The following is a 14,517-nucleotide window of genomic DNA, read 5'->3' on the forward strand; positions in this document are numbered from 1 at the left end:
AAGAAAGCGAATACAATGTTTCTTAATTATTGTTTTCTTGAGAAAATATGCAAAATACTTTTTTTGAAAATAAAAGGAAATAGAGAATATTTGCCCGATGTGCTAAAATGAGCTTATTAAGGATGTGAAGCGATGGAATTTTTATTGCAGGATGCAATTCTATATATATCGTTTGTAACAACGGCGCTTTGTTTATTAGAAGTTTTCTTCCTTGCCAATGTTTCTCGCTTTGTGCGTCAGCAAGCATCGAGCGGTAAACAAAGAGCTTTTGCGTTAGTTGATACATGTGAAGATAGTGCAGGAAATGTAACGCTATTTTCTATTTTTTATAAATATGGAATGATTCGTTCTGTTCGCAGACAAGAATCAAGTGAAGAGAATGACGAGGTCGGTCCGTATACACCAATGTTTCGCTAAATAATTACGAAACATTGGAGGAATGAACATGTTAAAATCATATCGAGCTGTGCTCGTTAGTTTATCATTATTACTTGTTTTTGTTTTATCTGGTTGCAGTAATGCGGCCCCAATTGATGCACATAGTACTGGGATTTGGGATCATTACTTTGTATATCCAATCTCGTTTATGATTCAATTTGTTGCTCATCATATACCTGGAGCTAGCTTCGGGATTGCGATCATTATCATGACGCTCGTTATTCGTTCAGCAATGATTCCATTAGCTGTTTCACAATACCGTAGCCAAGCGAAAATGAAAAAAATGCAACCTGAATTGCAGAAGCTAAAGAAAAAATACGGTGATGTAAGCAAAGATCTTGAAAAACAAAAGCAGTATCAAAAAGAAATGTCAGAACTAATGAAATCAGGCGGTTGGAATCCACTTGCTGGTTGTTGGCCAATTTTTATACAAATGCCGATTTTCTCTGCTTTGTATTATGCGATTAGCCGAACAGAAGAGATTCGCACATCTTCATTTTTATGGGTGAACTTAGGACATGCAGATCCATATCATATATTACCGATTATTGCAGCGTTAACGACATTTATTCAGATGAAAGTTTTCCAATCTAATATCACACCTGGAGAACAAGTACAAATGCTAAAAATGCAGCAAATTATGATGCCAGCAATGATTCTATTTATGGGATTTGCGGCGCCATCAGGTCTTGTACTGTATTGGATTACAGGTAACCTATTTACAATGACACAAACAATTGTATTAAGAAAAATAATGGAACGTGAAGAATTACAATTACAAAAAGCTTAGAACAACGCCGCTCGTGATGAGCGGTGTTTTTTTGTTAAGTCGTTAAGGGAATTTTAAGAAACCAATATTACTATAGGCATTGTATACGAAAGTGTACATGCTTTAGAAATATGAAGGAGGAAATTTCCTATGAAGAAGAAAACAGTTGGGTATTTAGCAATTGCAGGTGCTTTATCATTTGGAATTATAGGAGGAGTGGGTGTACCAGCATTTGCGGCAACGAATACTCCAGCAGCGGATCAGCCTACAAAAACGGTGAAGAAAGATTTAGATGACGCTACAAAACAAAAAGTGAAAACAATTATGGACGATACAAAGAAACAATTAGAGGAGCTAGGTGTAAAGCTTCCAGAGAAAGAAAAACGTAAAGATATGCTTGCGGGATTAGATGATCAAACGAAAGAAAAAGCAAAATCAATTTTAGAGCAAGAGAAATCTGGGAAGTTAACACATGAACAAGCGCAAGAAGAATTAACAAAGCTAGGTGTGAAATTGCCGGAGAAGGGTAAACACAAGGATATGTTTGCAGGATTAGATGATCAGGCGAAAGTAAAAGCAAAGTCAATTTTAGAGCAAGAGAAATCCGGAAAATTAACACGTGAACAAGCAAAAGAAGAATTAACAAAGCTAGGCGTGAAGTTGCCAGAGAAGGGTAAACATAAGGATATGTTTGCAGGATTAGATGATCAGGCGAAAGAAAAAGCGAAATCGATTTTAGAGCAAGAGAAATCCGGAAAATTAACACGTGAACAAGCAAAAGAGGAATTAACAAAGTTAGGCGTGAAACTTCCAGAGAAAGAGAAGCATGCAGACATCTTCGCGGGATTAGATGAAGCAACAAAGGCAAAAGCAAAAGCAGTTCTAGAAAATGAAAAGAAACAATTAGAGGAATTAAATGTGGATCTTCCGCATCATAAATTTTTTATGAAAAAAGAAGATAAATAATTGAGTTATGTATCTTTCGTGTGGGCAACCGGAAGGTACATGCGAGGACCGATTTCTACTTATAGAAATCGGTCTCTTTTAATGATTCAATAAAATTCTTTTCATTGTTAGTATGTATCCAAAGATGCAGTAGAAGATTGCAAAACCGATAAACACTTCCGTATATTGATATTTACCCAATACGTAGAAGGAAACAGCTGGCATAATAGCTACCGCTAAAATGCTATAACCAGGATACTTTTGCCGATGCATGATAGCGAATAGAACAGAGAGAAACGTAGCGATGATACAAAAGACAGCAATCATTATTGGTGCACCTCCTAAAATTATTGGTGCACCTCCTAAATGGATTGTACCATTTTTAGGGAAATGGAGAAGTGTCGTACCTTCTGTTATAATATAAGAAGAGAAATATTTCTTATGTTATATAAAAAATATATTGATTTTTTCTAACAATTCAATATAATGAACAATAACTACAAAATTCGACATCAAGAAGTGATGATGAGGACATGATCAATTTTTTACGATTCTCAGAGAGGGAAGCCTTTGGCTGTGAGCTTCCTAGTACGGGAAAATAGATTACCACCTCTGAACTGCAGCAGTGAACGGATACCTAGTAATTGCTTGCCGGCAAAAACCGTTATTTAGACTTGAGAAATTGGTGAAGTATGTCACTTTGCGAATTGAAACAAGGGTGGAACCACGATTATAACACTCGTCCCTTTTTTAGGGAGGAGTGTTTTTTTATTTCATTTTTGCATCACACTAGGATTGGAAGGAGGATACGCAGCATGCATCATGATGAGAAAAACAAAATTGGTTTAACAGTAGCGCTTTCTATCGTAGTAGGGACTATCATTGGATCTGGTGTGTTTATGAAACCAGGGAGCGTATTAGATTACTCAGGGAGTTCTAATATGGCTATTCTTGCTTGGGTAATTGGTGGTCTGTTGACACTAGCAAGTGGTTTAACAGTAGCTGAAATTGGAGCGCAAATCCCAAAAAATGGTGGGTTGTATACGTATTTAGAGGAGATTTACGGAAGTTTTTGGGGGTATTTATCAGGCTGGATGCAAACGATTGTGTATGGCCCAGCTATTATTGGAACGTTAGGGTTGTATTTTAGTTCTTTAATGATCAATTTTTTCTATTTAGATAAAGTATGGAATTTACCAATCGCAATTGGTACCGTTGTGTTCCTAGGCGTTGTAAATAGTATGGGGACAAAATATGGAGGTATCGTCCAAACGGTTACGACAATAGGGAAGATGATTCCGATCATTTTAATTGTTGTATTAGGCTTTTGGAAAGGAAATAGTGATATTTTTAACGTAGTAGTGCCGATATCAGAAAATCAAAGTATAGGTATGGCAATTTTAGCAACTTTATTTGCTTATGACGGTTGGATTTTACTCGCTTCCATAGGCGGAGAAATGAAGAATCCAACAAAGTTATTACCGAAGGCAATGACAGTTGGTATTTTAATTGTAACTGCTGCTTACGTATTAATTAACTTGGCGTTACTGAATGTATTACCAGCAACACAAATTGTAGACCTTGGAGAAAATGCAACAGCGACAGCTGCAGGCATGCTACTTGGAGAATATGGCGGAAAAATTATTAGTATCGGTATTATCGTTTCTATTTTCGGTTGTTTAAATGGAAAGATTTTAACGTTCCCACGTATCCCGATGTCGATGGCAGAACGTGGACAACTTCCATTTGCTAAGTTTATTGCAAAGGAAAGTCCAAGATTTAAAACACCAGCAAATGCGATTACTGTTGAAATCATTTTAGGAATTATTTTAATGATTATTAGTGATCCAAATAAGCTATCTGAGATTTCCGTATTCATTATTTATATTTTCTATGTAATGACGTTTATTGGTGTCTTCATTTTAAGAAAACGTAATAAGAATAAAGAGCGTGCATATAGTGTACCTTTATTCCCAATCGTACCAATCGTAGCGATTTTAGGTTCGTTCTTTGTAATCGGTAGTGCAATTATTAACGATCCGGTAAGTTGTTTCTTGTCAATTGGAATTGTATTTACTGGACTTCCGGTGTATTGGTATTTAAATAGGAAGAAAGAAACTGAATGATGGAAGGGTAGGTGTATAATGCGCCTACCTTTTTTATTGTAAAAAAATTGTACTTGCTTCCACTTTCTATTTTGGTTACTATAATCGTAGTAACCAAAATAGAAAGTGTGGGGAAAGACTTGAATTTTCGTGTATATATTTTAGCTATTGCGGCTTTCGTAGTCGGAACGGTTGAGCTAATTATAGGAGGAACGCTCGATTTAGTTGCCAATGATTTAGGAGTTTCTATTAGTGCAGCTGGTCAGCTTATAACAATATTTTCGGTAGTATTTGCTTTATCAGGTCCGGTTTTATTAGCGGTAACAGGAAAGTTTGAAAGAAAAACATTATACATTGGGGCATTATCAATTTTCTTAATCGGAAATATTATTTCAGCATTTAGTGTAAATTACGAAATGCTGATGTTCTCAAGGGTTATTTGTGCGGCGAGTGGTTCATTAATTATTGCACTATCGGTAACACTTGCTTCTAGTGTAGTAGAACCGTATTTTCGTGCGCGTGCAATTGGAATCATTTTCATGGGGATTAGTGGCTCTCTCGTACTTGGGGTACCACTTGGTCTTGTGCTCGGCAATGCATATGGATGGCGTGCACCATTTGTATTCATTTCGATATTAACAGTTATGGCAATCGCTTGTATTTCATTATTTTTAACGAAAGTACCGCCGACATCGGTGTTATCAATAAGAGAGCAAATTGCTACGTTGAAAGATAAAAAAATTGTGAGTGCACAGTTAACATCATTTTTATTTTTAACAGGTCATTTAACACTGTATGCATACTTAACACCATTTTTAAAAGATGTGATGCATGTGGAAGCGAACTGGATTAGTGTGTTTTACTTCGTTTTCGGAATCGCAGCGGTACTTGGAGGCGGCCTTGGGGGCTTGCTTGCTGATAAATGGGGATCGAAGAAAAGTATTATTTCCATCATTATCGTATTTGCATGTGCAATCTTTATGTTGCCAATGATGACATTTTCATTCCCGCTCTTCATTATTATTATGGGACTTTGGAGTATGCTGAGCTGGGCTATTTCACCAGCACAACAAAACTATTTAATTGAAATTGCACCAGAATCAGCTGGTATTCAGCAAAGTTTAAATAACTCTGCCCTTCACTTAGGAATTGCGCTCGGTTCAACAGTAGGCGGAGTTGTTATTGAAAAATCATCTGTTATATATAACGCTTGGGTAGGCGGAGGTTTTATTATATTGGCACTGCTTTGTGCGATTTTCTCCATTACGAGAGGACGTTCTACTCAGTTTGTGAAAGAAGAATCTATCGTTTGATAGGTTCTTTTTTTATTTGTAAAAAATGGAAGGGGTTAGTAGAAAAATGAAGAAGGTATATATAGCGAGGTGATAGTATATGTATTCAAGTTTTTCAATCATTGGTTTTTTATTTACGATCATACCATTCTTTCTTGTAATTTTTCTCTTTAGATGGGTTCGTTTCATCTATCAAAATTCAGAGAAACAAGTGGAGCAAAATGAGAAAATCATTGAGCTGTTGATGGATATAAAGGAACAAAATGAAAAGGAGTCTAAGTGAAAAACTAGACTCCTTTTTATTATTTAATTAGTATCTTAATTTCATCAACAAACTCTTAATTTCCTCATCTTCCATAAAGAGATCATGGTGTTTCTGGGTAATTTTCGCAAGTGCAACGTCATGATAGAAGAATTCTGTAAAGAACTTCACGAAAGGTTGTGACATTGTTTTCATTGCTTGCCATGACTCTTGTTCTACACCAGCAAATAAAATTTCACGGTCGTCAACGATGAGTAGTAAGTAGCGCTCTAATGCATTAGGTTCTTCAGCTGGGATTAGAAAATGCATGTTTTCTAAATCTGTTTCTACTTTTCCAACTATAAGGGACTCAATTTGGACGCCTTGTTTTGCTTTTTGTTCTAGTAAAGGAAGGTATTCTGAAAGAGTGTCATTCCAAGCTGAAATACGAATCGATTTTTTTGCACTTTCAATGAGCTCTTTACTTTGAACTCGAATAGAAGATTGCATCTTTAAGCTCCACACACGGTCATCCGTAAATGATTTTTTTGATATATTCGTTTCTAAGTCTTTAATATTTGATTGGAATTCTGTCGTTAATTTTTCAATTGCTAGTTTTAGTGGTAATGCTGTATACAACTTTTTCTTTTCTGAAACAGAATCCATTACCATTCCTTTATCTATCAGGCGTGCTAGCACTTCATATATTTTTGCTTTTGGAACACCAGAGTGCTTCACAATTGTTGTAGCATCTAACGGTTCATTGCTTGATACGACAACTTCATAAGCTTGGCTTTCATATTGTGAGAAACCGAATTTTTGTAACATAGTTCCCTCCGAACGAATGAGATTATATTTTAAGGATAATGAACTATTTGTTTTTGCACAAGTGGTAGTCCGTTTTCTAATTGTATTAAGGTGAGAATTAATTTCAATTTTTTAATTTTATCTATTATACTTAATATAGTGATTAATAAGATTTTAATTTAATGCGAAGGGGATGCTAGGGGAAAGATGTTAAGAAGTTTACGTTTAAAAATTGCGGTAGTATTTTCAGTGCTTATTTCTATGATGTTCGTAGTATTGGGTGCAGCTATGTATCAATTACAGAAAGAGAAAGAAGTAAGTTCCTTAGACCAGTATTCCCAAAATACGATGGATCTTGTGACAGAGCAACTTACGACATTTGTTCAAAGAACTGATGAAGATATGGGGTATTATGCGAACAGTGAGATGATTCGTAATATGATTCAAGATGGAGTTACTCCAGAAGAGGAAGCATTTTTAACGAAAGAGTTTGCGGGGTATAAAAAGAACCATCCTGGTATTTTAGATTTATATGTTGGTACGAAAGATAAAAAAACATTAAGTGCCAATCTTGCTGAAGGTGGAAAAGTGCCGGAAGGATATGATCCAACGACAAGACCGTGGTATAAAGATTCAGAGGCTGATGTGAAAAAGGTTCATTGGGGACAACCTTCATATGAAATCGCGACAGGAAAGTTAAGCGTAGGGGTTTCTAAAGCTATTACGTCTGAAGATGGTTCTGTATTAGGCGTTGTTGCGATGGATGTATCGCTCGGAACAATTCAGAAGTTACTTCATAATATTCAATACAATAATGATGGAGAAATGTTTATTATAAATGATAAAAATATAGCTCTTGTTTACCCAGAAAAGATAGGGAAAGATATTTCTAAAGAGCCATTGCTGAAGAGTTTGAATAAAGATGTTACAAAATATGCTGAAACTACATTAAAAGGTGAAGATGTAGTTGTTTATAGTCAGTTATTTGATGCGATGAAATGGAAGATAGGAATTTTTTATCCGAAACAAACAATTGATGGATTGTTAAGTAGTATGAGAAATACAGTCATTATAATGGCATGTATTAGTTTATTAGTTGGAATAGTAGCTTCCTATTTATTCTCAAGAAGATTAGCAAGGCCACTGCAATTATTAACGAATCACGTTCAAAAAGTAGCAGGAGGAGATTTAACACTGCAAATGAAAGTGACAAGTAAAGATGAGGTTGGAGAGCTGACGAACCATTTTAATCATATGGTTGGGCAAATGAATGAAATGGTAAGTAAAATTAAAAATAGTGTATCAACAGTGCAGCAATCAACGAATAATCTCCATTATTTAACGAATGAAACGGTGGCCGCTAGTAGAGAAGTGTCAGGTGCAATGGATGATGTGAGCGGGGGAGCTTCTACTCTTGCCAATAGTGTAGATGAAGTTTCAGCTCAGCTTGAGAACATGGCGCAGTCAGTGGAAGAAATGAATAGCTCCGTTGGTGAAATAGAAGGAGTGGCTGGTAAAGCGGAAAAGGCATCTAAGCAAGGGTTAAATACGATGCAGAATTTAGTTCGTACGAGAGGAGAGTCATCTTCGATTGTTGTTCATACAGAGGAAGCATCTGGTAAGTTAGAGCAAAAAGTCGGATCGATTCAAAATGTTGTAGAGCTTATAAAAGGTATTTCGGATCAAACGAACTTACTTGCTTTAAACGCTTCGATTGAAGCAGCACGTGCAGGTGAGCAAGGTAAGGGATTTGCAGTGGTGGCTGAAGAAGTTCGAAAGTTAGCGGAACAATCAAAAGAGGCAACAGGAGAAATCGCAACAATGATTGGCGATGTCCAATTAGAAGTAAAACGAGTTGTAGAGGTCGTAAGTAAATTGAAAGATATTGCTGATATACAAAATAAAGTGACGACAGAGGCAGAGGCGGAATTCCGTACAATTATGTCGGTTATAAATACGATTAGTATCTCAGTTGAAAAAATTGTAGAAGAAGTAAACAATATAGGTCACGAGCAAGGTGAAATTACAGAGGTAATGCATACAATTGCTAGTACGAGTCAAGAAAGTGCAGCTGTATCTGAAGAGGTAAATGCTGCAACTGAATCGCAAGTGAATCATTTAGAAAAGGTAGCTCATACGATGGAAAGCTTGACAGAGCATATGAGAGATTTAGAAAGATTAGTCGAGCAGTTTAAAGTGGAAGAGTAACATATTAGTAAAATGATGAAGATTTCGGTAAAATAGACAATGGATATATAAGAAGCAATTATAGGAGGAAAACTACTATGGCAATTGTTGACGTTTCGATTATTCCAGTAGGAACAGGTAATCCAAGTGTTAGTGAATATGTAGCAGAAGTACAAAAGGTGCTAGAGAAAAATGCAGATCGCGTGAAGTATCAATTAACACCGATGAATACAGTTATTGAAGGAGATCTTCCTGTCATTCTAGAAGTAATTCAACAAATGCATGAAGTTCCCTATACGAAAGGTGCACAACGCGTTGCAACAACAATTCGTATCGATGATCGCCGTGATAAAGTAAGCACAATGGAGAAGAAATTAAACTCTGTTCGATCAAAATTATAAGAAAAAGCAGCGATCATCGCTGCTTTTTTCATATAGGAGGTAAATAAGGTGAGTGAAAAGTTTAATGAGCAATTTGATGGGTTGCTAGAGAAGTACACGGAACTATTACTGGGAGAGAGCAATGAAGAAAGAAAAGAACAGGTGCAGAAGTGGGCACTTTATTCTTACATTGCAAAGACGATGCCAGCTTTAGTGAAGCATTGGAACGAGACGTATCCCGATGCGAAAGAAGAAATGGTACAGTTAATTTCAGATATAAAAAAGATAAATGAAGAGAAGCGAAATGAAAAATAAGAGAGCTTGAGGTGAATTTCACCTTAAGCTTTTTTTATCTCGTAAAAGTCCTATTGATGAGGGTTAATAATCAGAGGGGGCTCTAATTAAAGTTTCACTTTATTAATATCCTCATATAATTTGGATGGAATATAAAGGGTTTTATAGGTGTGTCGAATATTTTCAACATGTCTATTTGAGGCCTAGTAAACCCGTTTTTTCTAAATGTCGAAAAATATTCCTTTTATATTTACAAGCGAGAATATGAGGTTTTAAATGTTTTTATAGTATTTTATAAATTATCTAAATAATTATTTGTATCAAATAATTTTAAAGAATGATATAATTTTGAAGAGGGGTAAAAAACAGATAAAGTACAGTCATAGGGGTGAATTACATGGAACAATTAATGCGAAATTCGTTTCTTTTCTTGTCAAAAAATAAAGCGCTAACAAAGTTAGCTAAAAAGTACGGTTTACGCTTTGGAGCAGGTCGTTTTGTCGCAGGGGAGACAATCGAATTAGCGACAGCAGCTATTAAACAATTGAACAAGCAAGGCCTTTGTGTAACAATCGATTATTTAGGTGAATTCGTTGATAATGAGGCGGAAGCAAATGAAATGGCTAACCAATCGATTGAAGCGATTCGTGCAATTGGAAAAGAGGGACTTGATTCACAGCTTTCTTTAAAAATGACTTCTATGGGATTAGATATCTCAGATGAAATCGTAATGAACAATATGCGCCGTATTTTAGAAGCTGCAAAAGAAAACGGTGTGTTTGTTACAATTGATATGGAAGATTATACGCGTTGCGGGAAGACAATTGATATCTTTAAACAATTAAAATCTGAATACGATAATATTGGTACTGTTATTCAAGCTTACCTGTATCGTACAGAAAAAGATATGGAAGATTTAAATGCTTATAATCCTAATTTACGTCTTGTAAAAGGGGCTTATAAGGAACCTGAAGAAGTAGCGTTCCCGGACAAGAAAGATGTAGATGACAATTATAAAAAAATTATTAAAATGCACTTATTAAATGGAAATTATACTGCAATTGCTTCACATGACGAAGCAATTATTGAATATACGAAAAAACTTGCCGAAGAACACAATATTCCAAGGGATCAATTTGAATTCCAAATGTTATATGGTATTCGTAATGAGCGTCAACTCGAGCTTGTAAAAGAAGGCTACAAGATGCGTGTTTATGTACCTTATGGAAACGACTGGTATGGCTATTTCATGCGCCGTCTAGCAGAGCGTCCAGCGAACGTTGCGTTCGTATTAAAAGGTATGGTTAAAAAATAACCAAGGAGAAAATACTCCTTGGTTATTTTAATTGCTTAAATGCGTAATGTGCCATTTTCTTCGTATCAGGATATAGTTGCGCGCGAGTAGAAGATAATACGACGTTAATGACGCGTTTACCGTCTTTCTCATCAACAGTTACGACCGTATATTTTCCGAGTGCCGATAGACCGCTTTTACTTCCAATCGCATATGGATCGTCATATAGTTCTTCTCGTCCATAGTTTGCGATTTTTGGAGAGCGTTCGGAAGTATATAGAGTTGTATGTACTGAATTCATATATTGTAAAACAATTGGGTATTTTAATGCTTCTTTCGTAATAATGGCAATGTCATATGGTGATACTTTATTTCCAAGTGCATCAGCACCACTTGCGTTTTTGAAAGTTGCATGTTTTGTACCAAGTTCCTTCGCTCTAGCATTCATCATTTTCACAAACTCATTTTTTGATCCTGCGATATGTTCTGCAATTGACTCAGAGATTGGGTCTGCACTAATGATAAGCATAAGTTTTAATGCCTCATCGCGTTTTAATTTTTCCCCAGCACGCAGCTTAATTTTTTTACTTTGACTTTCTGTTTTTATTGCGTTTTCTGTAACTGTAATTTCTTCATCTTCTTTTACATTCTCTAGTAAGAGAAGGGTTGTCATCATTTTGGCTATACTAGCCGGATAAGAGCGTTCATCTTCGCGTTTTCCATACAAAATTTCACCTGTGTCTGCATCGATTGTAATTCCGTATTGCCCCTTAATACTAGGCTGATCAGCTCTTACAGTTTGTTGTCTTTGTGCATAAGAGAAGAAAATCATCCCTGTAAATAGTGTAGCAATCATTACAATCATAACTATTGTTCGTTTCATCATCGTTCCCTCTTTTGTTTTCCATATGTACAAATAAATTGGGCAGAAAAAGCAGCCATTAATCATTATGCCACGTTCTCTGCCCAAAAATATAGCGTTATTTTTCGCCCATATTATGCTTCTTATATTGTTGGTTATTACCTTGACGTCCTTTTTCCACACCGTGGTTATGCGGACCTGCATTTCCGGTTACACTCGCTGCACTAATTCCAGCTTTTGAGGGGTTCTTCTTAAGTTTTGCCATATATATTCCTCCAGTTTCGTCAGATTGTAAAAAGGAAAAGTGCATTTTAGTGAAGAAAATACACATATATAGCATGGGCAAATAAAAGAAATATATTTATTTCAGAAAATTTTATCAATAAATATATTGCGAAAATTTAAACAGTATCATATATTTATTAGTAGAGGCTCACTCATTGATTGCGACTTATGTCGAAAAATTGAATGAGCATTCATTCAAGAATAGGGGGAGAATTGGATGTTCCAAATTAAAAAGGCTGCTGTTCTAGGTTCAGGTGTAATGGGTTCAGGAATTGCGGCACACTTAGCTAATATTGGTATTCCGACATTATTGCTTGATATTGTACCACCTGCGCTTACGAAAGAAGAAGAAGCGAAGGGACTTACATTAGAACATAAAAGTGTGAGAAATCGTTTTAGTAATACGGCACTGCAAAAATTATTGAAGCAAAAACCAGCTCCTCTGACAGTGAAAGGAAATTTAGCACTGATTGAAGCAGGTAACTTAGAAGATGATCTTGAGCGTCTTGCTGATGTAGATTGGATTATTGAAGTAGTAGTTGAAAACTTAGATATTAAAAAGAAATTATTTGAAAGAGTAGATGCTGTTCGTAAACCAGGTTCTATTGTTAGCTCAAATACGTCAGGCATTTCCGTTGAAAAAATGGCAGAAGGTCGTTCAGACGACTTCCAGAAACACTTCTTAGGAACACACTTTTTTAACCCACCACGATATTTAAAACTTCTAGAGGTAATACCGACGAAAGAAACTGATCCACAAGTATTAAGCTTCATGAAATTATTTGGCGAAGACGTTCTTGGAAAAGGCGTTGTTATCGCAAAAGATACACCAAACTTTATTGGAAACCGCATTGGTACGTACGGCTTGCTTGTAACGCTTCAAGAAATGATTAAGCGCGGCTATAGCATTGGAGAAGTTGATTCTGTAACGGGTCCATTAATTGGCCGTCCGAAGAGCGCAACGTTCCGCACATTAGATGTTGTCGGTTTAGATACATTTGTACATGTTGCAAATAACGTATATGAAAATGTACAAGAAGAAGAGCGAGATGTATTTAAAGTACCAGCTTTCATGCATGACATGCTTGATAAAAAATGGCTTGGAAGTAAAACTGGTCAAGGCTTCTTCTTAAAACAAGGAAAAGAAATTTTAGAATTAAATCCTGAAACGATGGAATACGAAGCGCGCAAAAAATTAAAAGCTGCATCCGTAGAGTTAAGCAAGCAAGAAAAAGGATTAGCGAATAAATTGAAAGCGCTTGTATACGCGAAAGACCGCGCAGGTGAGTTGTTATGGAATATCATTACACCAACTCTTTTATACTCTGCAAAGCTTCATAAAGAAATTGCTGACGATATCGTGGCAATCGATCAAGCGATGAAATGGGGCTTCGGTTGGGAGCAAGGACCATTTGAAATTTGGGATGCAATCGGCGTTGAAAAATCGATTCAAAAGATGGAAGAAAACGGCGTAAATGTACCAGCTTGGGTAAAAGAAATGGTAGAGAAAGGTTTTACTGCTTTCTATAAACATGATAACGGCGATAGCTACTATTACGATAATGGTGAATATAAGCTAATCGAGCGTAATAAAAAAGCAATTTCTCTTAAACAATTAAAAGAGAAAAATGGCGTATTAAAGAAAAATAGCGGCGCGAGCTTAATTGATTTAGGTGACGGCATCCTTTGCTTAGAATTCCATTCGAAGAGCAATGCAATCGGTATGGATATTACGCAAATGATTAACTACGCTGTTGATGAAGTAGAAAAGAATTATAAAGGTCTTGTTATCGGTAACCAATCGAAGAACTTCTGCGTTGGTGCGAATCTAGCAATGATCTTAATGGAAGCACAAGACGACAATTACTTTGAAATTGAGTTGGTTGTGAAAAACTTCCAAGATGCAATGACGAAAATTAAGTACTCTTCTAAGCCAGTTGTAGCAGCACCATATGGTATGACGCTTGGTGGAGGTACAGAAGTTTGCTTACCGGCTGCTAGCATTCAAGCTTCTAGTGAAACGTATATGGGCTTAGTAGAAGTTGGTGTTGGCTTAATCCCTGGCGGAGGCGGTAATAAAGAGCTATACATTAAACACTTAAATAAAATGCCAAACGGTGTAGAGTTTGATCTGCAAAAAGTTGCGAATAAAGTGTTCGAATCTGTAGCGATGGCGAAAGTTTCTACATCAGCACAAGAAGCTGTATCGAACAACTTCTTAGGCGATAAAGACGGTATTAGTGTGAATGGTGATCACTTACTATATGATGCGAAACAGAAAGCACTTGCTTTATATGAAGCTGGCTATAAAGCACCGATTCGTAAAAAGATACCAGTTGTTGGCGAAACAGGATATGCAACTCTTGTACTTGGTGCAGAAGCAATGCATTTATCTGGTTACATTTCTGAACATGATCTTCACATTGCGAAGAAACTTGCATATGTCATTGCGGGCGGAAAAGTGCCGTACGGAACAGAAGTTGATGAGCAGTATTTATTAGATGTAGAACGTGAAGCATTTATTAGCTTAGTAAGTGAGATGAAATCACAAGCAAGAATGCAGCACATGCTTGTAAAAGGAAAGCCATTACGTAACTAATAACGAGGGGAGATATCGT

15 protein-coding genes and 1 other annotated feature are annotated in these 14,517 nt (G+C 36.3%); of the genes, 11 read left to right on the forward strand and 4 right to left on the reverse strand.

Features of this window, described 5'->3' with window-relative positions; translation table 11 throughout:
- Positions 1 to 132 precede the first annotated feature (132 nt).
- The 3 genes from JDS98_RS21650 to JDS98_RS21660 all read left to right on the forward strand — a co-directional run bounded on the left by JDS98_RS21650 (position 133) and on the right by JDS98_RS21660 (position 2,173).
- On the forward strand, positions 133 to 417 hold the full coding sequence (locus JDS98_RS21650) for a hypothetical protein (RefSeq protein ID WP_000394928.1): 285 nt from the start codon (positions 133 to 135) through the stop codon (positions 415 to 417).
- A 28-nt stretch (positions 418 to 445) separates the two neighbouring features.
- Positions 446 to 1,228, forward strand: coding sequence for a membrane protein insertase YidC (yidC, locus tag JDS98_RS21655; RefSeq protein ID WP_000920530.1), 783 nt, complete (start codon positions 446 to 448; stop codon positions 1,226 to 1,228).
- A gap of 129 nt (positions 1,229 to 1,357) precedes the next feature.
- The gene (locus tag JDS98_RS21660; protein WP_085450686.1) at positions 1,358 to 2,173 is read left to right on the forward strand and encodes a hypothetical protein; all 816 of its coding nucleotides are present in this window, start codon (positions 1,358 to 1,360) and stop codon (positions 2,171 to 2,173) included.
- Between the two features lie 78 nt (positions 2,174 to 2,251).
- Here JDS98_RS21660 and JDS98_RS21665 read toward each other — a convergent pair whose 3' ends face one another.
- The gene (locus JDS98_RS21665) at positions 2,252 to 2,479 is read right to left on the reverse strand and encodes a hypothetical protein (RefSeq protein WP_000562240.1); all 228 of its coding nucleotides are present in this window, start codon (positions 2,477 to 2,479) and stop codon (positions 2,252 to 2,254) included.
- Positions 2,480 to 2,665: 186 nt separating this feature from the next.
- Positions 2,666 to 2,902, forward strand: a binding site (T-box leader).
- 65 nt (positions 2,903 to 2,967) lie between these two features.
- Here JDS98_RS21665 and JDS98_RS21670 point away from each other — a divergent pair.
- The 3 genes from JDS98_RS21670 to JDS98_RS21680 all read left to right on the forward strand — a co-directional run bounded on the left by JDS98_RS21670 (position 2,968) and on the right by JDS98_RS21680 (position 5,832).
- Entirely contained in the window at positions 2,968 to 4,278 is a 1,311-nt protein-coding gene (locus JDS98_RS21670) for an APC family permease (RefSeq protein WP_000546327.1), read from the forward strand.
- 107 nt (positions 4,279 to 4,385) lie between these two features.
- Positions 4,386 to 5,570, forward strand: coding sequence for an MFS transporter (locus tag JDS98_RS21675; RefSeq protein ID WP_199634324.1), 1,185 nt, complete (start codon positions 4,386 to 4,388; stop codon positions 5,568 to 5,570).
- Positions 5,571 to 5,649: 79 nt separating this feature from the next.
- Positions 5,650 to 5,832, forward strand: a complete 183-nt coding sequence (locus tag JDS98_RS21680) for a hypothetical protein (RefSeq protein ID WP_000287384.1) — start codon at positions 5,650 to 5,652, stop codon at positions 5,830 to 5,832.
- A 27-nt stretch (positions 5,833 to 5,859) separates the two neighbouring features.
- On the opposite strand, the gene JDS98_RS21685 is transcribed toward JDS98_RS21680, so the two are convergent.
- Positions 5,860 to 6,618 (reverse strand): TrmB family transcriptional regulator, encoded by a 759-nt coding sequence (locus JDS98_RS21685; RefSeq protein ID WP_000939471.1) that lies wholly within the window; start codon positions 6,616 to 6,618, stop codon positions 5,860 to 5,862.
- A 186-nt stretch (positions 6,619 to 6,804) separates the two neighbouring features.
- Here JDS98_RS21685 and JDS98_RS30890 point away from each other — a divergent pair, with 186 nt between their 5' ends.
- From JDS98_RS30890 to JDS98_RS21705, 4 genes are all read left to right on the forward strand, one after another.
- Positions 6,805 to 8,805, forward strand: coding sequence for a methyl-accepting chemotaxis protein (locus JDS98_RS30890; protein WP_098911479.1), 2,001 nt, complete (start codon positions 6,805 to 6,807; stop codon positions 8,803 to 8,805).
- 77 nt (positions 8,806 to 8,882) lie between these two features.
- Positions 8,883 to 9,185: an MTH1187 family thiamine-binding protein gene (locus JDS98_RS21695; protein ID WP_001018862.1), complete on the forward strand. Its 303-nt coding sequence runs from the start codon at positions 8,883 to 8,885 to the stop codon at positions 9,183 to 9,185.
- Between the two features lie 48 nt (positions 9,186 to 9,233).
- Positions 9,234 to 9,479 (forward strand): YusU family protein, encoded by a 246-nt coding sequence (locus tag JDS98_RS21700; RefSeq protein ID WP_001290590.1) that lies wholly within the window; start codon positions 9,234 to 9,236, stop codon positions 9,477 to 9,479.
- A 376-nt stretch (positions 9,480 to 9,855) separates the two neighbouring features.
- Complete coding sequence (locus JDS98_RS21705; protein WP_000436768.1) at positions 9,856 to 10,773, forward strand: proline dehydrogenase family protein; 918 nt, start codon at positions 9,856 to 9,858, stop codon at positions 10,771 to 10,773.
- A 22-nt stretch (positions 10,774 to 10,795) separates the two neighbouring features.
- Here JDS98_RS21705 and JDS98_RS21710 read toward each other — a convergent pair whose 3' ends face one another.
- Both JDS98_RS21710 and JDS98_RS21715 read right to left on the reverse strand, forming a co-directional pair.
- Positions 10,796 to 11,635, reverse strand: coding sequence for a D-alanyl-D-alanine carboxypeptidase family protein (locus JDS98_RS21710; RefSeq protein ID WP_070173904.1), 840 nt, complete (start codon positions 11,633 to 11,635; stop codon positions 10,796 to 10,798).
- 97 nt (positions 11,636 to 11,732) lie between these two features.
- On the reverse strand, positions 11,733 to 11,879 hold the full coding sequence (locus tag JDS98_RS21715; RefSeq protein ID WP_001096344.1) for a YuzL family protein: 147 nt from the start codon (positions 11,877 to 11,879) through the stop codon (positions 11,733 to 11,735).
- Between the two features lie 237 nt (positions 11,880 to 12,116).
- Between JDS98_RS21715 and JDS98_RS21720 the strand changes: the two genes are divergently transcribed.
- Positions 12,117 to 14,498 carry a 3-hydroxyacyl-CoA dehydrogenase/enoyl-CoA hydratase family protein gene (locus JDS98_RS21720; protein ID WP_000486349.1) on the forward strand — a complete coding sequence of 794 codons (2,382 nt, stop codon included), beginning with the start codon at positions 12,117 to 12,119 and terminating at the stop codon, positions 14,496 to 14,498.
- Positions 14,499 to 14,517: the final 19 nt, after the last annotated feature.

The sequence above is a fragment of the Bacillus cereus group sp. N11 genome (assembly GCF_016483605.1).
GTDB lineage: Bacteria > Bacillota > Bacilli > Bacillales > Bacillaceae_G > Bacillus_A > Bacillus_A toyonensis.